Origin of the sequence: Rhodococcus daqingensis (assembly GCF_042665615.1) — a bacterium.
GTDB classification, from domain to species: Bacteria; Actinomycetota; Actinomycetes; order Mycobacteriales; family Mycobacteriaceae; genus Rhodococcus_G; species Rhodococcus_G daqingensis.
Genome location: NZ_JBHTCS010000012.1, coordinates 227,817 through 252,909, shown reverse-complemented (window position 1 = coordinate 252,909; position 25,093 = coordinate 227,817). Strand labels below are relative to the sequence as shown.

Here is a 25,093-nt window from a genome sequence, read left to right as displayed (position 1 = left end):
TCGACCTGCTGGCGGCGCCGCGCCCTTTTCTTCACGAGCCGCGGCTCACGACTTGACGCCGCCCGCGGTCAGGCCGGACACGATCCGGCGCTGGAACAGCAGCACCATGATCACCAGCGGGATCGTCACCAGCGTGCCCGCCGCCATCACCGCGGTGTACGGCTGCGAGAAGGAGTCCGGGCCCTCGAACCGGGCGATCGCCACCGTCACCGGCTCGGTCGCGCGGGTGGAGAGCATGTTCGCCAGCATGTACTCGTTCCACGTCGCGATGAACGCGAGGATCGCGGTGGTGAACAACGCGGGCGCGGCCAGCGGCAGGATCACCTTCCGGAAGGCCTGCCCCCGCGACGCGCCGTCGACCCGGGCCGCCTCCTCCAGCTCCCACGGGAGGTCGCCCAGGAAGGAGGTCAGCGTGTAGATGGTCAGCGGCAGGACGAACGAGATGTTCGGGATGATCAGCGCCTGGTACTGACCGATCCAGCCGATGTCACCGAACAGCTGGAACAGCGGCGTCACCAGCGCGACGCCGGGGAACATCGAGGCCGCCAGGATGATGCCGGTCACGACGTACTTGCCGCGGAACTCGATCCGCGCCAGCGCGTACGCGGTGAAGATCCCGAGCAGCATCGCCACGGCCGTGGTCGCGGCGCCGATGATGAGGCTGTTGACGATGGCGCCGAGGAAGTCGTTGCCCTTGTCGGTGGCCAGCGCGTCCCGGAAGTTGTCGAGCGTGACGTACGTCGGCCACGGGGTGGTGTCGAAGGTGTGGTCGACGTCCCGGAAGGCGGTGATGACCATCCAGTAGAACGGGGCCAGCCCCCAGATCAGGATGATGGCCGCTCCCAGGTAGGTGCGCACGTTCGGCCACGGGGACCGCCGGCGACGCGCCGTCGCCGCGGCCGGCTCAGGGCCCCGCCCGGTGGGCGAGGTCGCGAACGCGTCACCGCGACCGAAGGGCGACTTCGCCAGCTCGTCGCTGCGGTGCCGTCCCGCCATCACTGCTTGTCTCCCTTGCGCTGTTCGTCCTGCGTGCGTACCGCGTTGGCGCCGAGGAACTTCACCATGATGAAGGCCACCGCGAAGATCATCAGGAACACCAGCGTCGACAGCGCCGACGCGCTGTTGAAGTTGCCGTTGCGGATGTCCGCGACCACCAGGATCGACATTGTGGTGGTCGGGGTGGCGCCGCTGTCGCCGTTGAGGATCGCGGGCAGGTCGTACATGCGCAGCACGTCGAGGGTGCGGAACAGGACCGCCACCATCAGCGCGGGCTTGACCAGCGGCAGCGTGATCTGGGTGAAGCGCTGCCAGGCGCTGGCGCCGTCGACCTTGGCGGCCTCGTAGACGTCCTGCGGGATCATCTGCAGGCCGGCCAGGATGAGCAGCGCCATGAACGGCGTGGTCTTCCAGACGTCGGCGACGATCACCGCGAACCGCGAGGCCCACGGATCCGTCGTCCACGCGATGTCGGTCCCGAGGATCTTGTTGGCGATCCCGTTCTCCGCGAAGATGAAGAACCACAGCTTGGCGGTGACCGCCGTCGGGATGGCCCACGGGATCAGCACCGCGGCGCGCAGCAGCGAACGCCCGACGAACGTGCGGCCCATGATCGTCGCCATCCACAGCCCCAGCAGGACCTCGATGCTGACGGTGACGACCGCGAAGAAGAAGGTGATCCCGACCGACGGCCAGAAGTCGGCGCCGAGGGTGCCGGGCGGGCAGGACCCCATCCCGGAACCGCAGTTCTGGGTCAGCCACATCAGGTAGTGGTCGAAGCCGGCGAAGCCGCCCTCGGTGAACGTGCCGGTCACCGGGTCGAGGCCCTTGTCGGCCTGGAACGAGAGCCAGATGGCCCGCAGCACCGGGTACAGGATGACGATCGCCAGGATCACCATCGTCGGCGCGATCAGCCACACCGCCCGCAGGTCTCGCTTGCGCGGTGGGGGTGCTACGTCGTCGTGACCCGGATACCCGCTGTCGGGTACCTCGCGCCCGGAGGCGCTGACGTCGCGGCCGGAGTCGGTGAGGACTCCGGCCGCGGCGCGGGCCTCGTCTGCCTGCCGTGGCCCAGCAGAGTCAGCCATCGTTGGTGTACCTGGTTCTCTTCGTGATTCGAACTGCCAGGGCCCGTGCCGGGCCCGGGCCTTACTTGGACGCGGCCGTGATCGCCGCGGACATGTCCGCGGTCGCCTGGTCGACGGTCTTCTTGCCGGTGATGGCGGCGTACGCGTTGTCCTGGATGGCCTTGGTGACGGCGTTGTAGAACGGTGTGACCGGACGCGGCACGGCGTTCTCCAGCGCGGCCTTGAGCGCCGGCAGGTACGGGTACTTGGCGATCAGCGCGGCGTCGTCGTACACGGACGCGAGCACCGGCGGGAACGACGCGTCCGCGAAGGACTGCTGGTTCTCCGGGCTCTGCACGAACTCGACGAAGTCGCGCGCGGTCTGCTTGCTCTTCGAGTTCACGTTGATGCCGTTGTTGTAGCCGCCCAGGGTGGACGCGCCGGGGCCGGTGGGGCCGACGATCGGCGCGACCGCGACGTTGCCCTTGACCTTGGAGCTGTCCTTCTCGGCGTTCGTGTACATGTACGGCCAGTTGTAGGCGTACATGGACTCGCCGCCGACGAACGCGAGGTTGGTCTCCTCCTCGGTGAAGCCGGTGGAGCGCTTGGCGATCTGGCCCTTCGCGTACGCGTCGACGAGCGACTGCAGGCCGGCCTTGGCCTCCGGCGACTCGACCTCGGGGGTCTGGCCGTCGGGTCCGACGACCGATCCGCCCCAGGAGTTGATCGCCTGGGTGGTGTTCACGGTCAGGCCCTCGTACTGCTTGAGCTGGGTGACCAGGCAGTCCACGGCCTTCGCGGTGGCCGTGGCGCAGCTGTCGGTCAGCGCCTGCCAGTTCGCGGGCGCCGCCGGCGTCAGGTCGGTGCGGTAGTAGAGCAGCTGCGCGTTGGTGTTCTGCGGGGCCGCGTACAGCTTGTCGCGGTACGTCGCGCTGGCGACGGTGGCAGGCAGCAGGCCGGACGTCTCGATCGCCAGGTCACCCTCGAGCGGCTGCAGCCAGCCGTTGGCCGCGAACTCGGCGGTCCAGGTGACGTCGAGCGCCATCACGTCGTAGTCGGAGTTGCCGGCCTGCAGCGACTGGACCAGCTTGTCGCGCTGATCGTCGGCCTCGCCGGGGAGCTCCTTGAGCTCGACCTGCTCGTCCGGGTGCGCGGCGTTCCAGCTCGCGATGACCGGGGTGAGCTTGTCGGTGTCGTTCTTGCCCATCGCGAACGAGATCGGGCCACGGCCGCCGGTGTTCTCAGAGGCGTCGCCGGAGCCGGAGCCGCTGTCGCTCGAGCAACCGGTGATCGCGAGCAGCGCTGCGGCGGTTGCCGCGACCGCCGCACGGCGGACCGCCTTCGTATTCAGAACCATGGAGTATCTCCCCGGTAGTCGGTGGATCGGATCGGTCGGTCCGGCGCAGCACGACACGCGCGGCGCCGTTGGCCGTGTCGGTGCCTACTGTGGCACGGAACACCGCCGAACCGAGACATTACGTCGAACCTGAATCGGTCAGGAATCTAGCCGAGCCTGCGACCGTCCGCAGCGGAGAACAGGTGCAGCTCGGACGGGTCGACGTGCAGCCGGACCTGCTGGCCCTTCTGCGGCGGGTTGCGCCAATCCGCGCGGGCGACGATCTCGTGCGGGGCGCCCGCGAGGGTGGTTCGCCCGTAGATGTAGGCGTCCGAGCCGAGCTCCTCGACCACATCCACCTCCATCGGGATGCCCCGGTCGGAGAGTTCCAGGTGTTCGGGGCGGATGCCGAGCACCACCTCCCGCTCGTGTGCCCGCGCGAGCGCGTCGCGCGGCACCGGGATCACGGTCTCGCCGAACAGCACCCCGCCGTCGGCGATGGGCAGGGTGAACAGGTTCATCGACGGCGAGCCCATGAAGCCGGCCACGAACACGTTGGCGGGCCGGGAGTACAGCTCGCGCGGCGACGCGCACTGCTGCAGCAGGCCGTCCTTGAGCACCGCGACCCGGTCGCCCATCGTCATCGCCTCGACCTGGTCGTGCGTGACGTAGACGGTGGTGGTGCCGAGCCGGCGCTGCAGCTGCGCGATCTGGGTGCGGGTCTGCACGCGGAGCTTCGCGTCCAGGTTGGACAGCGGCTCGTCCATGAGGAACACCTGCGGCTGGCGCACGATCGCGCGGCCCATCGCGACGCGCTGACGCTGGCCGCCGGAGAGCGCCTTCGGCTTGCGGTCGAGGTACTGGGACAGGTCGAGCAGCTTCGCGGTCTCCTCGACGCGCCGGCGGATCTCCGCCTTCGGCGTGCCCGCCAGCTTGAGCGCGAAGCCCATGTTCTCGGCGACCGACATGTGCGGGTACAGCGCGTAGTTCTGGAACACCATCGCGATGTCCCGGTCCTTCGGCTCGGTGCCGGTGACGTCCTTGTTGCCGATGAGGATGCGGCCGGAGTCGACCTCCTCCAGCCCCGCGAGCATCCGCAGCGAGGTGGACTTGCCGCAGCCGGACGGGCCGACCAGGACGAGGAACTCACCGTCCTCGATGTGCAGGTTCAGCTTGTCCACGGCCGGCGTGGTGGAGCCGGGGAACACGCAGCTGGTGGAGTCGTAAGTGACTGTCGCCATGGGTGTCGATCGATCCCTTCACCGGCAGGAACGTGCCGGACGATCCGAGTTGAGGGTGGTGCGCGGCCCAGTATCGCAGAGAGACTGACGATGAGTTTCGGAGTCGAGGCGGGTCTACCCGTAGAGAAGCCCATGGGACCGCACGCAGGAGGTAACGCGATGACGAGCAGCGACACCGAACAGATCCGGGGCCTGATCGAACGTTGGGCCGCCTCCGTGCGCCGAGGGGACCTGGGCGGCGTCCTCGCCGACCACAGCGAGGACATCGTCATGTTCGACGTGCCGCCGCCGTGCGAGGGCGTGCGCGGCCTCCCCGCCTATCGGGAGACCTGGCCGCCGTTCTTCGAGTGGCTGTCCACGGGAGCGGTGTTCGAGATTGTCTCCCTCGACGTCACCGCGGGCGAGGACGTCGCGTTCGCGCACGCGCTGCTGCGCTGCGGGTTGCCGCAGGAGCTCGCCGAACGCCCCGAGAACCGCCTCCGCGTGACGATGGGGCTGCGCCGGGAGAACGGCGGCTGGGTCATCGCCCACGAGCACCACTCGTTCCCCGACTTCGACGCGGCGGGGGAGGCCGGTACCTGAGACCTAACGGGCGGCGCTGATCGCCTCACCCGTGAACTCGACTGCGGCGCCGACGCCTTCGGACTACCGTGGGATCCGGCCTTCTTCGACGAGTCAAGGAGTGCAGATGACCCACGGATTTCGCATCGGCGTCCAGCTCCAGCCGCAACACGCGCCCGACTACGGCCTGATCCGCGACGCGGTGCTGCGGTCCGAGGACGCGGGCGCCGACATCGTCTTCGCCTGGGATCACTTCTATCCGCTCTACGGCGACCCCGACGGCGCCCACTTCGAGTGCTGGACCATGCTCGCCGCCTTTGCGGAGCAGACCGAGCGGGTGGAGATCGGCGCGCTGGTCAGCGGCGGCGGCTACCGGAACCCGGACCTGCTCGCGGACATGGCCCGCACGGTCGACCACATCAGCGGCGGACGGCTCATCCTCGGCATCGGGGCCGGCTGGTTCGAGAAGGACTACGACGAGTACGGATACGAATTCGGCACCGCCGGAAAGCGTTTGAGGCTGCTGGGCGAGAATCTGGCCCGGATCTCGGCGCGCCTGAGCAAGCTGAACCCGGCCCCCACCCGGCACATCCCGATCCTCATCGGCGGTGGCGGCGAACGCAAGACGCTGCGCCTGGTCGCCGAGTACGCCGACGTGTGGCACAGCTTCGCCGACCTCGAGGCGTTGCGGCACAAGTCCCGGGTGCTGGCCGAGCACTGCGCGGCCGTCGGCCGCGAACCTGCGCGGATCGAACGGTCGGTGGCCTGGCCGGGCCCGGAGGCCGCGCAGGACTTCCTCGACGCGGGCGTCACCCTGTTCACCGTGGGTGCCGGCGGCCCCGACTACGACCTGTCCACGGTCAACGAGGCGCTGCGCTGGCGCGCGGACCGGATACCCGAGCCGATCGAGGGACTGGCCTGACCGGCCTTAACCGAACCGAAAAGGTTCCCGGTGCCGCGCCGCGGCCGCGGTTAGGCTCCCTGCATGGTCCGCTCACATGTCGTGAAGAGTCGGGTGCTCGTCGCTCTGCTGGCGCTGCTCGCGCTGATACTGACCGGCTGCGGTGGCAGCGACGACTCCGCCGCCTCGGCCACCGACCTGTGCGCGCCACCGGGCCTCGGCAGCTCCGCGGCCGCGCCGACCAACCTGGATGCGGCTGCGGCGGCCGCGGCCGAGGACCGGTACACCACCCCGAACACCAAGCCGCTGGACCAGATCGACATCACCGCGCTCGGCCTGGCGACCCCCGGCAAGCTCAGCGTCGGCACCCTCTCCGATGCGCCGCCGAGCATCTGCGTGGATTCATCGGGCACGTTCACCGGCTATGACAACGAACTGCTCAAGGCCATCGCCGCCAAGCTCGGACTGCAGATCGAGTTCTCCGGAACGGAGTTCGCCGGGCTGCTCTCCCAGGTGGCGACCAACCGGTTCGACGTCGGCTCGTCCTCGATCACCACGACCGACGAGCGGCGCCAGACCGTGGGCTTCACCAACGGCTACGACTTCGGCTACTTCTCGCTGGTGGTGCCCAACGGCAGCCCCATCCGCGGGTTCTCGGACCTGAACGCGGGCACCCGGATCGGCGTCGTGCAGGGCACCGTCCAGGACGACTACGTCGTGAACACGCTGGGCCTCGACCCGGTGAAGTTCCCCGACTACAACACCGCCTACGCAAACCTCAAGACCGGGCAGATCGACGCCTGGGTGGCACCGTCGCAGCAGGCGGAGGGAGCGATCAAGCCCGGCGACCCCACCTCGATCGTCCAGAACACCTTCAGCCTCAACAACTTTGTGGGCTGGGCCGTCAACAAGAACAACCAGCCCCTCATCGATGCGCTCAACTCGGGGCTGGACGCGGTGATCGCCGACGGCACCTGGGCGTCGCTGTACGCCGACTGGGTGCCCCGCGAGCTGCCGGAGGGCTGGAAGCCCGGCAGCAAGTCGGCGCCGGAGCCGGAGCTGCCCGACTTCGCGGCGCTCGCCACGCCGGAGGCGGCCGGATCCGAGCAGTCGGAGGCCACCCAGAAGTCCACGCTCGCCCAGCTGGGCGCCACCTTCTTCGACTGGGAGCTCTATCGCAAGGCCATCCCGGACCTGCTCAAGACCGGCCTGCCGAACACGGTGATCCTCGCCCTCACCTCGGGGGTGATCGGCACCATCGCGGGCATGCTCCTCGCGGTCGCGGGGATCTCGCGCACCCGCTGGCTGCGCTGGCCCGCCCGGGTGTACACCGATGTCTTCCGCGGGCTGCCGGCCGTGGTCATCATCCTGATCATCGGCCTCGGCGTCGGCCCGGTGGTCAAGGGCCTGACCGGCAACAACCCGTACTGGCTCGGCGCCGCGGCGCTGGCCCTGCTCGCCGCGGCCTACATCGGCGAGATCTTCCGCTCCGGCATCCAGAGCGTGGAGCCGGGGCAGCTGGAGGCGGCCCGCGCGATCGGCTTCAGCTACCGCCGGGCGATGACCCTGGTGGTGATCCCGCAGGGAATCCGCCGGGTGCTGCCCGCGCTGATGAACCAGTTCATCTCGTTGATCAAGGACTCGTCCCTGATCTACTTCCTCGGCCTGCTGGCGACCCAGCGAGAGCTGTTCGCCGTCGGGCGCGACCTGAACGCGCAGACCGGGAACCTGTCGCCGCTGGTGGCCGCCGGCCTGTTCTACCTGGCGCTGACGATCCCGCTCACCCACCTGGTCAACTACATCGACCGGCGCCTGCGGACCGGCAGGGCGGACACCTCCGGCACACTCGACCCGCTCGAACAAGCCATCGTCGTGGAGAGGGGATAGCCCGTGACCACCGCGACCAGTTCGGTCTCGCTGACCGGCACCGACCTGCATCTGTCCTTCGGCACGAACAAGGTGCTGCGCGGCGTCGACATCCACGTCGACGCCGGCAAGACCACCTCGGTCATCGGCCCGTCCGGCTCCGGCAAGTCCACGCTGCTGCGCGTGCTCAACCGCCTGCACGAGCCCGAGCGGGGCGACATCCTGCTCGACGGCCGGTCGGTGCTCGGCGACAACCCGGACGCGCTGCGGCAGCGGATCGGGATGGTGTTCCAGCACTTCAACCTGTTCCCGCACCGCACCGTCCTCGACAACATCGCCCTCGGGCCCCGGAAGCTGCGCGGGCTGTCGAAGGAGCAGGCGCGGGCGGTGGCCCTGGAGCAACTCGAGTTGGTGGGGCTGGCGGAGAAGGCGCAGTCGCGGCCGGGCAACCTGTCCGGCGGCCAGCAGCAGCGGGTCGCGATCGCCAGGGCACTCGCGATGAAGCCGGAGATCATGTTCTTCGACGAGGCCACCTCCGCGCTCGACCCCGAGCTCGTCAAGGGGGTACTGGGGCTGATGACCGACCTGGCCTCGGCGGGCATGTCGATGGTCGTGGTCACCCATGAGATGGGCTTCGCCCGTTCGGTTTCCGACACCGTGGTGTTCATGGACCGCGGCGTGGTGGTGGAAACCGGCAAGCCCGAGGCGCTGTTCGACGACCCGCAGACCGAACGGCTGCAGGCCTTCCTGTCCCAGGTGCTGTAGCGCCTTCGGCGCAGTAGTGCGGCAACGGAGGTCCTGAACTCCGTTTCCGCACCACCGCGCGTCAGCGCATTGCGGCCCGGTTCGCGGCCATCTCCTCGTCCCAGTGCTTCCCGGACCGGGTGGTGTCGATCTCGAACTCGAACCGGGTGACCATGTCCGGGGTGATGTCCTCGACGTCGACGTAGAACTGGCTGTACCACCGCCGCAGCTGGTAGACCGGGCCGTCCTCCTCGCACAGCAGCGGGTTGTCGATCTTCGCCTTGTTCTTCCAGATCACGATGTCCTGCTCGAAGGTCGCCATCGTGCCGTCCCCGAAGCCCTTGGCCATCTCGTCGGCCTGCTCGGAGGACATCCCGGCCATCTTCTTGACCATGATCCCGTACTGCAGCACAAACGAATTCGACGTGACCGGGTAGTGGCAGTTGATCAGCACGGCCTCCAGCGGCTCGTGCGCACCGATGTCGGCGTGGAACCTGTCGATCATGTAGGACGGGCCGTGGTACGACGCGTCGGACTGGGTGATGCTGTCCTCACCGAAGTCGACGTCCACGTTCACGTCGGTCCGCGGGGTGAAGCTCATGTACTGCGAGGCGACGTGGCCCTGGAAGACGTTCTTGAACGAACGCGGCACATTGAAATGGACATAGAAGAAGTGCGCCATGTCCACGACGTTGTCGACGAGCTCACGGCAGTGCGAGCCCTCGATGAGCACGGAATTCCAGGTCCAGTCGGTCCACTCGTCGCTGCCGACCCCGTCGATCGCGGGGATCGTCACGTCGGCCGGCGGCGGGTTGCCCTGCGGGTCGTGCCACACGAACAGTTGCGCGTTGCGCTCGAGCGCGAGCCAGCCCCGGGTGCGGGCGAGCGGCGGGACGCGGCGGGCGTAGGGGATGCCGGTGCACTTGCCGTCACCGCCCCAGCGCCAGTCGTGGAACGGGCAGGCGATCGAGTCGCCCTTGACCGAGCCCTGACTGAGGTCCCCGCCCATGTGCCTGCAGTAGGCGTCGAGCACCTTGAGCTCGCCCCTGCTGTCCGCGAAGACGACCAGCTTGGTGCCGAAGACCTCGACCGAGTGCGGCTTGCCGTCGCGGAAGTCCCTCGCCAGGCCCAGGCAGTGCCACCCGCGGGCGAACCGGGTCGGGGCCGCAACGGCCTCGATCTCGCGGACATCGCCGCGGTCGGTGGTGGAGTTCAGCGTCATTGATGTTCCTCCGGGGTTGGGTTCGCTTCGATCCGAACGATGCTCGACCCCCCCACGCCAGCGCGACAAGGTCGTTTCCCGCAGGGCGGCAACGGCACTCGACCTTAGGGTCGCCTCATTGTCCGGTCGTTCACCTTGCCTTTCCCTTGCCCTTGCTTCGTGCTTCTACGGTCGCCCGAGTTGAACCTTCGACCAGGAGTACCACGTGAAGCTGAAGCCCCTCGCGCTGTTCGTCACCCACGACGGCAAGTCATCGCGGGCATCGATCACCTGCCAGTACAAGTGCGGCAACGCCTGCTCGCACGAGGTGCCCAACACCTCCGGCGGGGAGTACTTCGGCGACATCGTGCGCACCGCCATGACCCGCCGCGGGATGCTCAAGTCCGGGGCGGTCGCGGTGCTCGCGGTGGGCGCGGGCGGCGCGCTGGTCGCGTGCTCCGACGATGCCGGCAGCGGCTCGGCCGGCGGCTCCACGACGGCGACGGCGGGCGGCGGCGAGGCCCCGGCCGGCACCGCGTTCACCGCGGTCGCGCCGAACACCGAGGACGCCGTCGTGGTCCCCGAGGGCTACGAGCAGGCCGTCGTGATCCGCTGGGGCGACCCGGTGCTGCCCGGCGCACCCGCGTTCGACTTCGCCAACCAGACGCCGCAGGCGCAGGAGATGCAGTTCGGCTTCAACAACGACTTCGCCGGCCTGCTGCCCGTCGAGGGCCAGCCCAACACCTACCTGCTGGTGGTCAACCACGAGTACACCACCGAGCCCTTCATGTTCGCCGGCTACGACCCCGAGAACCCCACCGTCGAGCAGTTCCAGACCGCGATCACCGCCCACGGGCTGTCCGTCGTCCAGGTCAAGGGGGAGGCCGGAACCGGTCGGCTCACACCGGAATTCGGTCCGAACAACCGCCGCATCACCGCGAACTCGGAGTTCCTGGTGACCGGGCCCGCCGCGGGCAGCGACCTCCTCAAGACCACCGCCGACCCCACCGGCACCCGGGTGACCGGAACGCTCAACAACTGCTCCGGCGGCGTCACCCCCTGGGGCACCGTGCTCTCCGGCGAGGAGAACTTCAACCAGTACTTCGCGAACGCCGAGCAGGTCACCGACCCGACCGTCGCCGCGCGGCTGAAGCGATACGGCATCGAGGGCGGGGCGAGCGAGCGCAAGTGGGAGCGCTTCGATCCCCGCTTCGACCTCGTGCAGGAGCCGAACGAGGCGAACCGCTTCGGCTACGTCGTCGAGGTCAACCCCTGGGATCCGGCGTCCACCCCGATCAAGCACACCGCGATGGGCCGGTTCAAGCACGAGGCCGCGACCATCTACGTCACCGACGACGGCACCGTGGTCTCCTACAGCGGAGACGACGAGCGGTTCGACTACATGTACAAGTTCGTCTCCGCCCGAAAGATGATGCCCGGCAACGGCCAATCCAGCATGCGGCACAACCTGACGATTCTCGACGCGGGCACGCTGTACGTCGCCAAGCTCTCCGGCGACAAGCCCGACCAGATCGACGGCTCCGGCAAGCTGCCGTCCTCCGGACGGTTCGCGGGCAAGGGGGAGTGGATCCCGCTGCTGCGCACCGGCGAGGACGGCAAGGCCGAGTCCCTGGTCGACGGGATGAGCGCGGAGGAGGTCGCGGTGTTCACCCGGCTCGCGGGTGACAAGGTGGGCGCCACGAAGATGGACCGCCCCGAGGACTTCGAGCCGAACCCGAAGACCGGCAAGGTGTACGTCGCGCTGACCAACAACACCAAGCGCGGCGAGGACGGCAAGCCCGCGGCCGACGAGCCGAACCCCCGCAACAACAACAAGAACGGGCAGGTGCTCGAGATCGAGGACGAGCACGCCGGGACCGGTTTCACGTGGAACCTGCTGCTGGTCTGCGGCGATCCCGCGGCCGCCGACACCTACTTCGGCGGGTTCGACAAGACGCAGGTCAGCCCCATCTCCTGCCCGGACAACCTGGCGTTCGACCCGCACGGCAACCTGTGGATCTCCACCGACGGCAACGCGCTCAAGTCGAACGACGGCCTGTTCAGCGTGGTGCTCGACGGCGACCGGCGCGGCGAGACCAAGCAGTTCCTCACCGTCCCGAAGGGCGGCGAGACCTGCGGGCCGATCATCGAGGAGTCCCGCGTGGTCGTCTGCGTGCAGCACCCGGGCGAACTCGACGGCGCCAACGCCGATCAGCCGGCCTCGCACTGGCCGGACGGCGGCGCCGCCCAGCCGCGGCCGTCGGTGGTCGCCGCGTGGAAGTCGGGCGGCGGGCGGGTCGGCATCTGACCCTCCGAACCCCTGGGCGTCCTCCGGTTCTCCGGAGGGCGCCCTTTCGTGTCCGGGGTGGGGCAGGCTGTATCTCAGAGGAGAACCCCACATGAGAAGCAGATTTGTCACCTGCGGCCTCGCCGTCGCGGTCACCGCGCTGCTCGCGGGCGCCACGCCCGCGCTCGCTCAGCCGGCCGCGCCACCCGTCACCCAGGACGCCGCGGTGCGGCAGGCGATGGACCGCGTCCTCGCGGACGGCGCGGTCGGCGTGCAGGTCCGGACCACACGCGACGGCAGGGCGACGACGGCCACCGCGGGCGAGAGCGTGCTGGGCACCTCGTGGCCGGTGCCGACCGCCGGCCTGTTCCGCGTCGGGAGCGTGACGAAGACCTTCGTCGCCACCGTGCTGCTGCAACTCGTCGAGGAGGACCGGGTCGACCTGGATGCGCCGGTGGCGCGGTACCTGCCTGGACTGCTCCCCGACGGGGACGCGATCACCGTCCGAATGCTGCTGCAACACACCAGCGGACTGTTCGACTACGTCAAGGCGCTCCCGCTGGACGGCGCCGAGTTCTTCGACATCCGGTTCCGGCCCTACACGCCGCACGAACTGGTCTCACTCGCCACCGACCGGCCACTCGACTTCGCGCCGGGCACCGACTGGTCGTACTCCAACACGAACTACATCGTGGCGGGCGTGCTCATCGAGAAGGTGACCGGACGAGCCTGGGACACGGAGATCGCCGAGCGGATCACCCGGCCGCTCGGTATGCGCGAGACCAGTGCACCGCGGGGCAGCGTGTTCATCCCGGGCCTGCATGCCCGGGGCTACTTCCCGGTCGACGGACGGCCCGTGGACGTCACCGAGCTGAACCCCAGCTGGGGCGGCGCGGCGGGCGAAATGATCTCCACCACCGCCGACCTGGACCTCTTCCTGACCGCGCTGGTCGACGGCCGACTCCTGCGGCCGGCCCAATTCGCCGAGCTGACGGCGGCCCGGTCGTTCACCGACGGGTACGGCCTGGGCGCCCTGTCCAGGGACACCCCGTGCGGGAAGACGGTGTGGGGCCACAGCGGCGGCATCGCCGGCTACACCACCCTCGCCTTCACCACCCTCGACGGCAGCAGGCGGATGCAGGCGTCGCTGACCAATGGCCTCGGTCCCGACTCCGAGGACGTCGTCTACGGAATCGTGGACGCCACCATCTGCGGCTGAACCGGCCCGAGCCGAAAACGTACGTCAAGGCTGTGCGCCACAGCGGTGCGCAGGGCCGAGGTCTTCCTTCCACCCTGACGTACGTTTCCGGGCCTCTTCGCATTGATGCAGGGGGCCGACCAGCGGCCGGATGTCTACGTCTTCGGTGGGGCGAACGTGAAATCGGCTGGCGGTGCCGGGTGGACGGGCGACAGGCTCGAGTCATACTGCGACTCACCGGCCGGCAGGCAGATGCCGAGACCATTGCAGGTTTCCGCACTCATGGTGACGAAGACGACGTTCGTGTGCGCGCCGATGCTGAGCGGACGGATCACCGGTGACACCGGCGCGATGAACGGTTGTCCCGAGGGCGTGAGGAAGGGGCCGCGCAGCGACTCCGGCCCCGCGGTCACCGTGAACTCCTTCGGCGTTCCGGCGTCGGTAACCCACGCCGAAGCGCGAATCGAAGGCTACTCGCGATCGGCCGCTGGCCGGGCCCATCCCGGCACACCGATCGGGATCAGGAAGTCGGGCCGCCCATCTGACGATCCACCTGCGCTCGCAGGTCCGCGGCCGCGGACGTCACCGCGGTCAGATCCGCCGGCTGCACGATCTCGCGGGCGGCGTCCTCCTCGAGCAGCCCGAGTTGGTGGGCGATCGCCGAGTGCCTGCCCGTGTCGGATGTCGCCGCGGCGCAGTCGCGCAGCAGCCGGATGAGCGCCAGCACGACGGTCGGTTCCCTGGCCCCGAAGCGTCGGATCTGGGCGCACGCCAGGTCGAGGTAGTCGGCGTAGGTGTACGCCGGCACCGTCACCGCGTCGCCCGTCTCGCCCACCGGCACCACCCGCGGTCCGAGCGCACGGCGGGTCAGCGAGGCCATGATCGCGGTGAGGTGATCGATCGCCTGCACCGCGGTGTACGGATCATTGATGGCAGGGGACAACGCCTTCGAGGCGACGTCGACGAGCTGGCGCAACCCGAACGCCGCGTCCTGCTCGAAGGTGCGCTCGAACCCGATCCGGACCGCCTGCTCCACCGCGCGCCCGATGTCGTCCACATCGAAGGGACGCCCGGCGCCGCTCCACACCCAGGCGAGCGGGGTGGCTCCCGCGGCGATGTGATCGCCGACCCGCGGCGCGATCCGCACACTCACCCCGGCTCGGGCCGCATGGGTCGCCAGGGCCTCCGGATGCACCGCCTGCACATAGCCGCTATGAGCCGACGGCAGCACGATCGCGTCGGCGGGCACGGCGGGCAGCACCGCCGCGGTGGTGTCGGACAATCCGTGCCGCACCACGTCGCGGGTGTTCCGTTCCACCTTGCGCATGATCTCGTCGACCTGCAGCGAATGGGTCAGGTGGTGGATCTCGAAGACCAGCGCGGCGAGGCTGAAGAACAGCAGCACCATCGCCCAGCTCACGGCGAGCCGCGGATAGTCGGCGGTCCGGCTACCCGCGGACACGCCCACGGTGTAGAGCCCGGCGATGCTGTACGCGAAGGTGGCGACGAAGACGCTGAGCACCACCTGATTCGGGCGGTCACGCAGGAAGTTGCGCAGGATCCGCGGCGAGAACTGCGTGGACGAGAGCTGCAGCGCCACCACGGTGAGCCCCAGCGTCAGCGCGATGACGGTGATCATCGTGCCCGCTGTGCCGATCAGCAGCGTGCGGGCGTCGTCCGGGGTGCCCTGGAAGGCGAGCCGGTGCACCCACGTGCCGGGGCGGGTGTTCACGCTCGACAGGACCGACCCGAGGGCCAGCGCCAGTACCACGGCTATCGCGGGTAGCACCCACAGCGCGCCGCGTAGATATTCCCAGGCTGCCTCGCGCCTGCGCACCCCCGAAGCGTACGCCCGTCAATCGCGTTCCGACGGTGGCCGATCCGTGACCTCCCGGACCGAGCGGGGGTCAGGAACCGAACGGATTGGAGTAGCTGCCGAAGTCGCCGAGGCCACCACCGTAGATGTTGAGGTCGACGTTGCCGTTCACCCCCGCGATCCGCCCGGTGCTGGTGTATTGCCAGAACGTCCAGCGCTGCCACCCGCCGGGCAGCGGGCCCGGCTCGTCCCTGCCGTTGTAGTCGGCGATCCACAGCGGATAGTGGGAGAACTCCGTGGTGTTCGCCATCGCGGTGCGCCAGAAGTTCGGATAGGTGTAGATGATCGGCTGCTTGCCGGTGAGCGCCTGCACGGAGTTGAGGTAGCGGCGAGTCCAGTCGATCACCGCCGCGGGCGGCAACCCCTTGGCGTCCTCGATGTCGAGCACCGGTGGCAGCCCGCCGAATCCGATCACCGGGAAGGCCGTCGACGCGAAGTACGCCGCCTGCGCCTCGGGCGACTGCCGGACGTCGGCGTAGTGATAGGCGCCGCGGGCCACCCCGGCCGCGCGCATGCCGATGCCGTCCTGCACGAAGAACGGGTTGACGTACCAGAGCCCCTCGGTGGCCTTGACCATCGCGAACTCGTGACCGGAGGCGCGGACCGCGAACCAGTCGATGCCCGACCCGCCGGGATGCTGCCAGGACGCGACGTCCGGTCCGTTGACCGGTTCGGCGCTCACGACTCCCGGCACCGCGAAGGCGAGTGCGCCGGCCAACAGGGCCGGTACCAGGCGGGTGACGGCTCGGACACGCTTACGACTCGACGACGTCATCGCCCGAGACTAAACCGATATCGGGGGCGCGACCACGAAACCGTGCATGAACTTTTCGCGTCGGCTCACGGGCGTCACCCGCATTTCGAGGCCACGGTCTCGGCGTAGTTCGTCAGGGCGGCGATCTTCGCGTCCAGTGGCTCCGGGTCCGGACCCACGCCGTAGGGGTCCCGGAAGCCGACGATCACGTCGGTCACGCCCTTGTCCTCCAGTCGCCGGACCCCGTCGATCGTGTAGGCCTGCGGCGAGATCACGTGGATCTCGAAGGGGCTGTGCTCCTTGCCCTCCTCCCGTCGCATGCGCTGCAGCTTCGTGAGCAGGACGTCGAGTTCCTCGTCGCCGCCGCCGGCGTGCATCCACCCGTCGCCGCGGACCACCGCACGCCGGAGCGCGGCATCGCTGTGCCCGCCGACGAGGATCGGGATGGGCCGGCTCGGCACCGGGCTCAACTTGATCGCGGGCAGGTCGAAGATCTCGCCGTGGTATTCGAAGTACTCCCCGCTCACGAGGCCACGCAGGATGTCGATCGCCTCGTTCGTCCGCTTGCCGCGCCGCTCCCACGGCACGCCCATCACCTCGAAGTCGTCCGGCCAGGGGCTCAGCCCGATGCCGAGGCTCAGCCGGTTGTTCGTCATGTACGCCACCGAGGTGGCCTGCTTGGCGACGAGGACCGGGGGACGGATCGGCAGCTTCAGCACGAAGGTGGTGAAGCGAAGCGTCGTCGTCGCCATCCCGAGAGCGGTGGCGAGCACGAACGCCTCCACGAAAGCCTTGTCCTCGAGGAAGTCCCGGCTTCCGTCGGGCGTGTACGGGTATACCGAATCGGATTCCTTCGGATAGCAGAGGCTGTCCGCGATCGACATGCCGTGATAGCCGGCTTCCTCCGCCGCCTGCGCGAGCGGCACATAGAAGGCCGGGTCCGTCATGGCCTCCGCATAGGTGAATCGCACTGCCTGCTCCTTCGGTCCGGTGTGGTCTACGTCATACCTGATCGGACGCACCCGGGTCACCGGATCCCGGCCTCCCGCCCAGCGAGACGAAATCAGCGGGCGCCACGTCGATCGCGCGGCCCGACCCGGGTCACCCCAGCCAGTCGAGCACCGCCGCCGCGGTCCAGGACTGCTGCATGCTCCCGAGCGGCTCGCCGGTGAACGGCTCGTAGTACTCGGCGAAACTCCCGTCGGCGGCCTGCCGCAGGCCCTCCGCGCGCAGGTGGCGCGAGCGCTCCGCCCACCCGCGGCGGGCGAACGCCCAGGAGAACAGCCACGTCATCACCGGCCACACCGGGCCGCGCCAGTACTCGCGCGACCGGAAGTCGCCCGAGACCGGCGACGTCGACGGCGGCACCGCGTACCGGAGGTCCGGGTGGCCACAGAACCGGGGGCCCTCGAAGGTCCGCACCAGCGCGCGCTCGGCGTCGCGGTCCAGCCCGCCGCACAGCAGTGGGGCGAACATCGCGAGCGTCTCGGTGGGGATCCAGCGCCCCGACCGCAGGTCGAAGTCCCGCGCGGCACCCGAACGCGGGTCCGTGGTCGCGATGGTTCCCCGCTGGAACTTCTCGGCCCAGTACCGCAGGTCCCGGACGTCCGCCCTCGGCGCCGAATGCTCCTCACCGATGGTGGCCAGCACATCACAGGCGAGCGAGAAGACGGCGCTGACGAACACGTCCTCGACGGCGAAACTCATCGTGGCCACCAGCGCGGCGTCGTCGTAGCGCGCCAGCTTCATCTCCTCGAGCAGCCACAGGTAGCGGTCGTACTCGGCATTCGACGGCCGCTGTGTGGGGTCGGAGATGATCGCGGTGTCCTCGCGCAGGTACGGCGGCACCGGTCCGGGGATGACGTTGGCGTACGCGGCATCCCAGCGAGGCGAGTTGTCCATGCCGGATTCCCAGCCGTGGTACAGACTGATCCGCCCGTTGTCCTTCGGGTCGCGGGCGGTGGCCAGCCACCGATGCCAGCGCACCAGGTCGCCCCAGCGCCGGTCGAGGAACTCCTCCGCCACCGCCCGGGTGCTGCGGCCGTGCCTGCGGGAGTGGTCGAGGATGCGCTGGACGGCGATCGCGTGCACCGGCGGCTGGGTGATGCCGGAGGTCTGGGGCGCGACCGGGGCCGTCGCCGCCAGCTCCCGGCAGGCCCAGCGCGCGGGCCCGGGGAAGTACCCGTCGACCCCGTTCGCGAACACGATGTGCGGGATCATCCCGTTGCCCCACTGGGCGGACAGCAGCGTGTCCAGCTCGACGACTGCCCGCTCCACGCTGAGCGGCGCCAGCCCGACCGCGACGAACGCGGCGTCCCAGCTCCACATGTGCGGGTACAGCCGCGGCGCGGCGCTGGTCATGGTGCCCAGGTCGTTGCCGCGCAGCAGGTACGCGGCCCGGGCCGCGAGCTGCGTCGGGATGAATCCGGGATCGGCGGCCATCGTCCTAGTTTGCGTCGGCGGCGCCGATCGCGCCCGCCGGGGTGACGTCGAGGGCCCTCCTTGGTGCCAAAAGCCCACACCCCGGGGTCCGTCGGGCCACCCCAAGGGTCCGTAGTCGCCGACGCCCGGGCCGACAAGTGTTGGGGACGTTCCCAGCGCACCCCGAACTCGCCGTTCGACCGCCATCGCGCACCCCGAGGAAAGAGCACCCGTGTATCCCGACTTCGTTTCACACGTCCGCGCCCAGGCCGACGGTCACGGCGACAACCGTTCCTACACCTACCACCGAGAGGTCGGCCTCGAGCTGGTCGAGGAGGTTCTCACCTTCCGCGAGATCGACCGCAGGGCGCGGGCCACGGCCGCCTGGCTGTCGCAGCGGCCGGAGGCCGGCCGACCGGTCCTGCTGCTGTACCTGGACGGTATCGACTTCCTGCCCGCCTTCCTCGGCTGCCTCTACGCAGGCGTCATCGCGGTACCCGCCCCGCTCCCGCACGACGAGCAGAGCACGCGGCGGGTGGCCGGGATGCTCGACGACGCCGACATCGGCCTCGTCCTCACCACCTCCGCCTACGCGGAGCTCCTGACCGCGTGGATCGCCGACAGCGGGCGCGCCGACTCGGTGTCCTGCGTGAGCACCGACGCCGAAGATCTGGGGGACGCCGACGCGTGGCGGATGCCCGAAATCGACGGTGACACCGTCGCCTTCCTCCAGTACACCTCCGGTTCGACGAGTGAACCCAAGGGCGTCATGGTGACGCACGGCAACCTGCTGCACAACGAGGCGACAATCTCCAAGACGCTCGGATTCAACTGTGCCGCAATAGGAGTCAGCTGGCTTCCGCATTTCCACGACATGGGACTGATCTCGATGCTGCTGCCCCTCTACGCCGGGGGGACCTCGCGTTGATGTCCCCGCTGGCCTTCCTCAAGCGCCCCGTCCGCTGGCTGGAGATGATCGACCGCTACCGCGCCGAGTTCACCGTCGCGCCGAACTTCGCCTATGAGCTGGTGGCCCGGCGTGCGACCGACGAACAATTGGCCGACCTGGACCTCTCCTCGCTCCGGGCCGCGCTCAACGGCGCGGAGCCGATCCGCTCTCGCACCCTCGACGCGGTGATCGAGCGCCTCGGTACCGCGGGATTCCCCCCGCACGCGTTCGTCACCGGGTACGGGATGGCCGAGTTGACGCTGCTCGCCACCGCGAGCCGGGTCGGCGACGCGCCGTTCCGCATCGACGTCGACGCAGCGGCCCTCGAACGCCACGAGGTCATCCCGGTCACCGACGACAGCGGGGTCCGCCTGGTCAGCAGCGGACCCCCACGGGACCTCGACATCCGCATCGTGGACCCAGACACCGGAAAGGCGCTGCCGGACAACAGCGTCGGCGAGATCTGGGCTCGCGGAGCGAGCGTCACCGCAGGCTACTGGAACCGTCCGGAGGAGACCGCCGCGAGGTTCGGCGCCGAGCTGGCGGGGGAGGGGCCGTACCTGCGCACCGGAGACCTGGGCATGCGCCACCGCGGCCACATCTTCGTCACCGGTCGGCTCAAGGATCTCCTGATCATCAACGGGCGCAACCTATATCCGCAGGACATCGAGGAGGTCGTCCGCGACGTACATCCCGCGCTCGCGGGGTCCGCCGGGGTGGCGCTCTCGATCGACGCCGGTCGGCAAGAGCGACTGCTGGTGATCCAGGAAGTCAGGCCGGCGCTGCTCGACGATATGACGCTCGCCGAGATCACCACGCTGATCAAGGTCGCGGTGTCCCGACACTTCGATGTGCCCGCTCCCGACGTGGTCCTGGTCGACCGCCGCGGAGTGCACCGCACCACCAGCGGCAAGGTTCAGCGCCGGGCGATGCGCACCTCGTTCCTGGAGAACCGGGTCCACGCGCTGCTCCACGAGGACGTCATCCCGACCGTGCAACGCCTGCGCGCCGCAGCGTAATCGCTGTCCGCAACCGATCAACCCGAACCACAAGGAGTTCCCCCATGTACAACGCCACGATCACCGCAGACACTCTCGCACCGATCACGTCCTGGCTCGTCGATCGGGTCGCCGGCTACCTCGACGTGCCCGCCCTGGACATCGATCCGACGACCCCCCTCGCCGAGATCGGGATCGATTCGGTGTCCGCGCTGAGCCTGTGCGGCGAGGTCGAGGAGAGGTGGCAGATCCCCGCCGACGCCACCATGGTCTTCGACTACCCCACGATCGCGGAGATCGCCGGGTTCCTCGCGGGCGAGCTGGCGGCGGAGGCGACGGCATCATGACCGATATCGCGATCGTCGGGCTCGACTGCCGGTTTCCGCAGGCCGCGAACGCGAAAGCGTTGTGGGCGTTGCTGATGGGCGGTGGCGACGGTATCTCCGAGGTGCCCGCGCAGCGTTGGCGCACGGACGACTTCTACGACCCGAAGGGCGGACCGGGCAAGGTCAACACCCGGTGCGGCGGCTTCCTCGACGACGCCGACGCCTTCGACCCCGAGGTCTTCGGCATCGCGCCGCGTGAGGCGGAGGCGATGGATCCGCAGCAGCGACTGTTGCTGCAGGCCGCCTGGCGCGCGCTCGAGGACGCCACGCTCGATCCGCGCACCCAGGCCGGTTCGAACACCGGCGTGTACGTCGGCGTGATGGCGAATGAATGGGCGAACCTGCACCTGAGCGACTATTCGAAGATCACACCCCAACTCGGTTCCGGCAACGGATATTTCATGACCGCGAACCGGATCTCGTACCAACTGGACCTGCGGGGCCCGAGCATCGCGGTCGACACCGCCTGCTCCTCATCGCTGGTCGCCGTCCACATGGCCTGCGCGGCACTCCGCGCCGGAGAGTGCGATCAGGCCCTCGCGGGCGGGGTCAACATCATCCTCACGCCCACCCTCAACATCTTCTACACCCAGGCCGGGCTCTCCGCACCCGACGGACGCTGCAAGCCCTTCAGCGAACACGCCGACGGCATCGGCCGCGGCGAGGGCGTCGCCGTGCTCGCACTGCGCCGCCTGGATGACGCGCAGCGCGAGGGGCTTCCGATCTACGCGACGATCAAGGGCAGCGCAGTCAACTCCGACGGCCGCAGCAACGGGATCACCGCCCCCAACCGCTGGGCGCAACAGCAGGTCGTCGGGGAGGCGTATCGGCGCGCGGGCGTCCGGCCCGAGCAGGTTGCCTTCCTCGAAGCCCACGGCACGGGAACCGTGCTCGGTGACATGATCGAGGCCAAGGCACTCGGTCACGTGCATGCCGTGCCGCGGCCGGAGCCCTGCGCGGTCGGCTCGATCAAGGGCAACCTCGGCCACACCGAGGGCGCCGCGGGTGTCGCCGGGCTGATCAAAGCGGCGCTCAGCCTGCACCACCGCGTGGTGCCTCCCAGTCGGGGTGCCGAGCAAGAGAATCCACGCCTGCGCCTCGCCGACCACGGCCTCCGCCTGCTCACCGAGGCGCTGCCCCTACCCGCCGGACCGGCCTACGGCGGCGTGAGCAGCTTCGGCATCGGTGGTACCAACGCGCACCTGCTGCTGGGCAGCGCACCCGACCGCGCGCCCGCCTCGGAATGCCCGGGCGGTGGCGTGCTCACCGTCTCCTCGGCGAGCCGGGACGGGCTGCGGCGCAACGCGGCCCGGCTCGCGGACGATCTCGCCGGACAGCCCGAGGGACGGCTGGCACAGGTGTGCTGGTCCAGCAACAAGATCAAGTCGTCCGGGCGCCATCGCCTGGCCCTGCCGGCTCGGGGCCGCGACGAGGCCGTCGCCGAACTGCGCGACCTGGTCACCGACGACGGCCGGTTCGCCGCGGCGACGGGCCAGGCCCGCGCGGTGAGCACCGGATGGCTGTTCACCGGCCAGGGATCTCAGTACCGGGGCATGTCCGCGGCCCTGCACGCGGAGTCCGGACGCTACCGGCGCGCCCTCGCCGAGGTGGACGAGCAGATGGCGCCGCACCTGGGCCGCTCGATCCGCGAGCTCATGCTGGGCGGGGAGGACCTCGACCGAACCGAGCACGCGCAACCGGCAATCTTTGCGGTGCAATATGCGCTCGCGCAGACGCTCACCGAGGCAGGCGCCGAACCGTCCTGGCTCCTCGGCCACAGCGTCGGCGAGTACGCGGCCGCGGCGCTCGCCGGTGTGTTCGGGCTCGATGACGCCTGCCGCCTGGTGGTCGCGCGGGGACGGCTCATGCAGCGGCTCCCCGCGGGTGGAGGCATGCTCGCCGTCCGGACTGGCGAGGACGAGGTCGCGGACATGCTCGCCGGCGAACCCCTGGCATCGGTGGCGGCCGTCAACGGCCCACGAGACCTGGTGCTCTCGGGCGCCGCCGAGGCACTCGGCCGGGTCGCCGACGAGCTGGCGGTCCGCGCCGTACCCGTCCGGCCGCTCGCCGTCTCCCACGCGTTCCATTCACCGTTGATGGAGCCGATGGTGGACGCCTTCGCCGCCGTCGCCGCCGGCTGCAGCTATGAGCCGCCGCGCATTCCGGTCTACTCGACCCTGCATGGACGGCTTCTCGGCGCCGAGGAGCCCATGGACGCCGACTACTGGACCGAGCACGTTCGGGGGACCGTGCTGTTCGCCGACGCGCTGGCGGCCGGGCTGGAGGCACGCCCCACCCACCTGATCGAGCTCGGGCCGCGGCGGGTGCTCGCACCGTTGGTCTCCCGCGCAAACCCCGATCTCGCGTGCCTCGTTCCCTGCCCCGGCCCGGACGCGACCGGGCGCGAACTCACCGGCGTCGTCGCGGCCCTGTACCGGGACGGCCACAACCCGAACTGGGACGCGCTGTACGAACCGGCACAGCGAGTTCGGCTGACGCTCGGCGGCTACGAGTTCGACACCACCCACCGCTACTGGGCACACCAAAGCGAACCAGAGCCCTCCGCGGACCCTCTCACCTCTCCCACCCTTCTCACCGAGGACGACACCATGGACAACCTGATCTCCCTCTTCCGCGAGCAGACCGCCCTCCTCGCGGCCGCCGGGCAGGGCCGGCCGGCGCCCGCGGGCGACGCCATGGCCGCCGCATCCACCGCGGCGGCCCAGTCCCGAGTGACCACCTCACCCGCGACACCCGAGGCCGCAGGCAACGAGGTCGCCGCGATTGTGTACGCCGAGATCGCCCGGGTCGCAGGTCATCCCGTCGACACGCTGCGCTCATCCCGGACGATCATCGGTGACCTCGGCTTCGACTCGATCATGGTGACCGATGTGGTGGCCGGGCTGACGCGCACCTTCCCCGCGCTCACCGCCCAGTCGGAATGGTTCTCGCCGTCCGGCACCGTCGGGGACCTGGTGGCGCGCATCTGCGAGCAGCTCGGCACCGTACCCGCGCCGGCGGACCCCGGCCCCGCGGGAGACGTCGCGGCCACGCAGGCCGCGGCGGCACCGGCGGTCACGCCGGACCAGATCGCGACCGAGAACTACCGCATCGAGCAGTTCCCCGAGGTCAAGGCCATCGCCGAGCGATTGGCACTCGGCGAGGCCCACGGCCTGTCCAACCCGTACTTCCTGGTCAACGACGGGATAACCAGGGACACCTCGATCATCGGCGGGGAGGAGGTCCTCAACTTCTCCAGCTACAACTACCTCGGCATGTCGGGCCACCCCCATGTCGTGTCCGCCGTGCAGGATGCGGTCGGCCGGTACGGCAGCTCCTGCTCGGCGAGCCGGCTGATCTCGGGGGAGAAGCCCCTGCACGGGATGCTCGAGGCCGAACTCGCCGCGCTCCTCGGCACCGAGGACGCCATCGCACTGGTCAGTGGGCACGCAACCAACGTGACAGTGATCGGCCACCTGGTCGGCCCCGGCGATCTCGTCATCCACGACAGCCTCGCCCACGACAGCATCCTGCAGGGCTGCAAGCTCTCCGGTGCGACCCGGAAATCGTTCCCGCACAACGACCACGCCGCCCTCGACGCCATCCTCACCGAGATCCGGCCGCGGTACCGCCGAGTGCTCGTCCTCATCGAAGGCGTGTACAGCCAGGACGGCGACATCCCGGACCTGCCCGCCGTGATCGCGGTGAAGCGGAAGCATCGCGCCCTGCTCATGATCGACGAGGCACACAGCATCGGCGTGCTCGGGGCCACCGGCGGCGGCATCGGCGAGCACTTCGCGGTGGACCGCAGCGATGTCGAGCTGTGGTCCGGCACGATGTCGAAGGCGCTGGCCGGGTGCGGCGGATACGTGGCCGGCAGCCGCGAGCTGATCCAGTACCTCAAATACACCACGCCCGGGTTCATCTACAGCGTCGGCATGACACCCTCGAACGCCGCCGCGTCCCTGGCCGCCCTGCGGCAGATGCGGGCCGAGCCGGAACTGTTCGAGCGCCTGCACCGGCACTCCCGGCTCTTCCTGACCCTGGCCGTCGAGGCCGGACTCGACACCGGCGCCAGCGCCGACACACCTATCGTCCCCTGCATCGTGGGCGATTCGATCAAGACCCTGAAGCTGTCCAGCGCGCTGCTCACCCGGGGGATCAACGTCAATCCGATCCTGTACCCGGCGGTGCCGGAGGACCAGGCGCGGCTGCGCTTCTTCGTGACCTCCTGCCACACCGAGGATCAGATCCGCTACACGGTGAAGACGACGGCCGAGGAACTCGCCCTCCTGGACGAGGGCAAGTGAT

General features: G+C 69.5%; 19 protein-coding genes and 1 pseudogene. 10 read left to right on the top strand and 10 right to left on the bottom strand.

All coding sequences use genetic code 11. From position 1 onward, the window contains the following. Positions 1 to 45 precede the first annotated feature (45 nt). From ACFQS9_RS11410 to ACFQS9_RS11395, 4 genes are all read right to left on the bottom strand, one after another. On the bottom strand, positions 46 to 996 hold the full coding sequence (locus tag ACFQS9_RS11410) for a carbohydrate ABC transporter permease (RefSeq protein WP_378404582.1): 951 nt from the start codon (positions 994 to 996) through the stop codon (positions 46 to 48). Then, positions 996 to 2,084: a carbohydrate ABC transporter permease gene (locus tag ACFQS9_RS11405; RefSeq protein WP_378404580.1), complete on the bottom strand. Its 1,089-nt coding sequence runs from the start codon at positions 2,082 to 2,084 to the stop codon at positions 996 to 998. The genes ACFQS9_RS11410 and ACFQS9_RS11405 overlap by 1 nt, the downstream gene beginning before the upstream one ends. 61 nt (positions 2,085 to 2,145) lie before the next feature. Continuing rightward, positions 2,146 to 3,420 carry an ABC transporter substrate-binding protein gene (locus tag ACFQS9_RS11400; RefSeq protein WP_378404578.1) on the bottom strand — a complete coding sequence of 425 codons (1,275 nt, stop codon included), beginning with the start codon at positions 3,418 to 3,420 and terminating at the stop codon, positions 2,146 to 2,148. Between the two features lie 146 nt (positions 3,421 to 3,566). Then, entirely contained in the window at positions 3,567 to 4,640 is a 1,074-nt protein-coding gene (locus tag ACFQS9_RS11395; RefSeq protein WP_378404576.1) for an ABC transporter ATP-binding protein, read from the bottom strand. A 159-nt stretch (positions 4,641 to 4,799) separates the two neighbouring features. Here ACFQS9_RS11395 and ACFQS9_RS11390 point away from each other — a divergent pair, with 159 nt between their 5' ends. The 4 genes from ACFQS9_RS11390 (at position 4,800) to ACFQS9_RS11375 (ending at position 8,733) form a co-directional block, all read left to right on the top strand. Further along, positions 4,800 to 5,222 carry a YybH family protein gene (locus ACFQS9_RS11390; protein WP_378404574.1) on the top strand — a complete coding sequence of 141 codons (423 nt, stop codon included), beginning with the start codon at positions 4,800 to 4,802 and terminating at the stop codon, positions 5,220 to 5,222. Between the two features lie 106 nt (positions 5,223 to 5,328). Beyond that, on the top strand, positions 5,329 to 6,123 hold the full coding sequence (locus ACFQS9_RS11385; protein WP_378404572.1) for an LLM class F420-dependent oxidoreductase: 795 nt from the start codon (positions 5,329 to 5,331) through the stop codon (positions 6,121 to 6,123). Positions 6,124 to 6,186: 63 nt separating this feature from the next. Then, positions 6,187 to 7,989, top strand: coding sequence for an ABC transporter substrate-binding protein/permease (locus ACFQS9_RS11380; protein WP_378404570.1), 1,803 nt, complete (start codon positions 6,187 to 6,189; stop codon positions 7,987 to 7,989). Positions 7,990 to 7,992: 3 nt separating this feature from the next. Continuing rightward, the gene (locus tag ACFQS9_RS11375; protein WP_378404568.1) at positions 7,993 to 8,733 is read left to right on the top strand and encodes an amino acid ABC transporter ATP-binding protein; all 741 of its coding nucleotides are present in this window, start codon (positions 7,993 to 7,995) and stop codon (positions 8,731 to 8,733) included. 61 nt (positions 8,734 to 8,794) lie between these two features. Here the strand turns inward: ACFQS9_RS11375 and ACFQS9_RS11370 are convergent, their stop codons facing one another. Then, positions 8,795 to 9,934: a Rieske 2Fe-2S domain-containing protein gene (locus ACFQS9_RS11370; RefSeq protein ID WP_378404566.1), complete on the bottom strand. Its 1,140-nt coding sequence runs from the start codon at positions 9,932 to 9,934 to the stop codon at positions 8,795 to 8,797. A gap of 205 nt (positions 9,935 to 10,139) precedes the next feature. Here ACFQS9_RS11370 and ACFQS9_RS11365 point away from each other — a divergent pair, with 205 nt between their 5' ends. Together ACFQS9_RS11365 and ACFQS9_RS11360 are read left to right on the top strand one after the other, a co-directional pair. Next, positions 10,140 to 12,221, top strand: coding sequence for a PhoX family protein (locus ACFQS9_RS11365; RefSeq protein WP_378404564.1), 2,082 nt, complete (start codon positions 10,140 to 10,142; stop codon positions 12,219 to 12,221). Between the two features lie 91 nt (positions 12,222 to 12,312). Then, entirely contained in the window at positions 12,313 to 13,419 is a 1,107-nt protein-coding gene (locus tag ACFQS9_RS11360) for a serine hydrolase domain-containing protein (protein ID WP_378404562.1), read from the top strand. A gap of 134 nt (positions 13,420 to 13,553) precedes the next feature. Here ACFQS9_RS11360 and ACFQS9_RS11355 read toward each other — a convergent pair whose 3' ends face one another. From ACFQS9_RS11355 to ggh, 5 genes are all read right to left on the bottom strand, one after another. Then, positions 13,554 to 13,811, bottom strand: coding sequence for a hypothetical protein (locus tag ACFQS9_RS11355; RefSeq protein ID WP_378404560.1), 258 nt, complete (start codon positions 13,809 to 13,811; stop codon positions 13,554 to 13,556). A gap of 107 nt (positions 13,812 to 13,918) precedes the next feature. Continuing rightward, the gene (locus ACFQS9_RS11350; protein WP_378404558.1) at positions 13,919 to 15,235 is read right to left on the bottom strand and encodes a DUF2254 domain-containing protein; all 1,317 of its coding nucleotides are present in this window, start codon (positions 15,233 to 15,235) and stop codon (positions 13,919 to 13,921) included. Positions 15,236 to 15,305: 70 nt separating this feature from the next. Continuing rightward, positions 15,306 to 16,049, bottom strand: a complete 744-nt coding sequence (locus ACFQS9_RS11345) for a glycoside hydrolase family 25 protein (RefSeq protein WP_378404556.1) — start codon at positions 16,047 to 16,049, stop codon at positions 15,306 to 15,308. A gap of 74 nt (positions 16,050 to 16,123) precedes the next feature. Then, complete coding sequence (locus ACFQS9_RS11340; protein WP_378404554.1) at positions 16,124 to 16,999, bottom strand: TIGR03619 family F420-dependent LLM class oxidoreductase; 876 nt, start codon at positions 16,997 to 16,999, stop codon at positions 16,124 to 16,126. A gap of 130 nt (positions 17,000 to 17,129) precedes the next feature. Next, positions 17,130 to 18,470, bottom strand: a complete 1,341-nt coding sequence (gene ggh / locus ACFQS9_RS11335) for a glucosylglycerate hydrolase (protein ID WP_378404553.1) — start codon at positions 18,468 to 18,470, stop codon at positions 17,130 to 17,132. Positions 18,471 to 18,681: 211 nt separating this feature from the next. On the opposite strand from ggh, the pseudogene ACFQS9_RS11330 reads away from it, so the two are divergent. From ACFQS9_RS11330 to ACFQS9_RS11320, 4 genes and pseudogenes are all read left to right on the top strand, one after another. Next, positions 18,682 to 19,838 (top strand): annotated as a pseudogene (locus ACFQS9_RS11330) (AMP-binding protein); the annotation flags it as partial. Positions 19,839 to 19,979: 141 nt separating this feature from the next. Then, positions 19,980 to 20,417 (top strand): hypothetical protein, encoded by a 438-nt coding sequence (locus tag ACFQS9_RS26470; protein ID WP_465269924.1) that lies wholly within the window; start codon positions 19,980 to 19,982, stop codon positions 20,415 to 20,417. 44 nt (positions 20,418 to 20,461) lie between these two features. After that, positions 20,462 to 20,743 (top strand): acyl carrier protein, encoded by a 282-nt coding sequence (locus ACFQS9_RS11325; protein ID WP_378404551.1) that lies wholly within the window; start codon positions 20,462 to 20,464, stop codon positions 20,741 to 20,743. Then, positions 20,740 to 25,092 carry a type I polyketide synthase gene (locus tag ACFQS9_RS11320; RefSeq protein WP_378404548.1) on the top strand — a complete coding sequence of 1,451 codons (4,353 nt, stop codon included), beginning with the start codon at positions 20,740 to 20,742 and terminating at the stop codon, positions 25,090 to 25,092. The genes ACFQS9_RS11325 and ACFQS9_RS11320 overlap by 4 nt, the downstream gene beginning before the upstream one ends. Position 25,093 lies beyond the last annotated feature (1 nt).

Coding starts and splice junctions, on each gene's coding strand:
- ACFQS9_RS11410 (WP_378404582.1), bottom strand. CDS start 996: ATGGCGGGACGGCACCGCAGCGACGAGCTGGCGAAGTCGCCCTTCGGT.
- ACFQS9_RS11405 (WP_378404580.1), bottom strand. CDS start 2,084: ATGGCTGACTCTGCTGGGCCACGGCAGGCAGACGAGGCCCGCGCCGCG.
- ACFQS9_RS11320 (WP_378404548.1), top strand. CDS start 20,740: ATGACCGATATCGCGATCGTCGGGCTCGACTGCCGGTTTCCGCAGGCC.
- ACFQS9_RS11395 (WP_378404576.1), bottom strand. CDS start 4,640: ATGGCGACAGTCACTTACGACTCCACCAGCTGCGTGTTCCCCGGCTCC.
- ACFQS9_RS11325 (WP_378404551.1), top strand. CDS start 20,462: ATGTACAACGCCACGATCACCGCAGACACTCTCGCACCGATCACGTCC.
- ACFQS9_RS11360 (WP_378404562.1), top strand. CDS start 12,313: ATGAGAAGCAGATTTGTCACCTGCGGCCTCGCCGTCGCGGTCACCGCG.
- ACFQS9_RS11370 (WP_378404566.1), bottom strand. CDS start 9,934: ATGACGCTGAACTCCACCACCGACCGCGGCGATGTCCGCGAGATCGAG.
- ACFQS9_RS11390 (WP_378404574.1), top strand. CDS start 4,800: ATGACGAGCAGCGACACCGAACAGATCCGGGGCCTGATCGAACGTTGG.
- ACFQS9_RS26470 (WP_465269924.1), top strand. CDS start 19,980: ATGCGCCACCGCGGCCACATCTTCGTCACCGGTCGGCTCAAGGATCTC.
- ACFQS9_RS11380 (WP_378404570.1), top strand. CDS start 6,187: ATGGTCCGCTCACATGTCGTGAAGAGTCGGGTGCTCGTCGCTCTGCTG.
- ACFQS9_RS11385 (WP_378404572.1), top strand. CDS start 5,329: ATGACCCACGGATTTCGCATCGGCGTCCAGCTCCAGCCGCAACACGCG.
- ACFQS9_RS11400 (WP_378404578.1), bottom strand. CDS start 3,420: ATGGTTCTGAATACGAAGGCGGTCCGCCGTGCGGCGGTCGCGGCAACC.
- ggh (WP_378404553.1), bottom strand. CDS start 18,470: ATGGCCGCCGATCCCGGATTCATCCCGACGCAGCTCGCGGCCCGGGCC.
- ACFQS9_RS11345 (WP_378404556.1), bottom strand. CDS start 16,049: ATGACGTCGTCGAGTCGTAAGCGTGTCCGAGCCGTCACCCGCCTGGTA.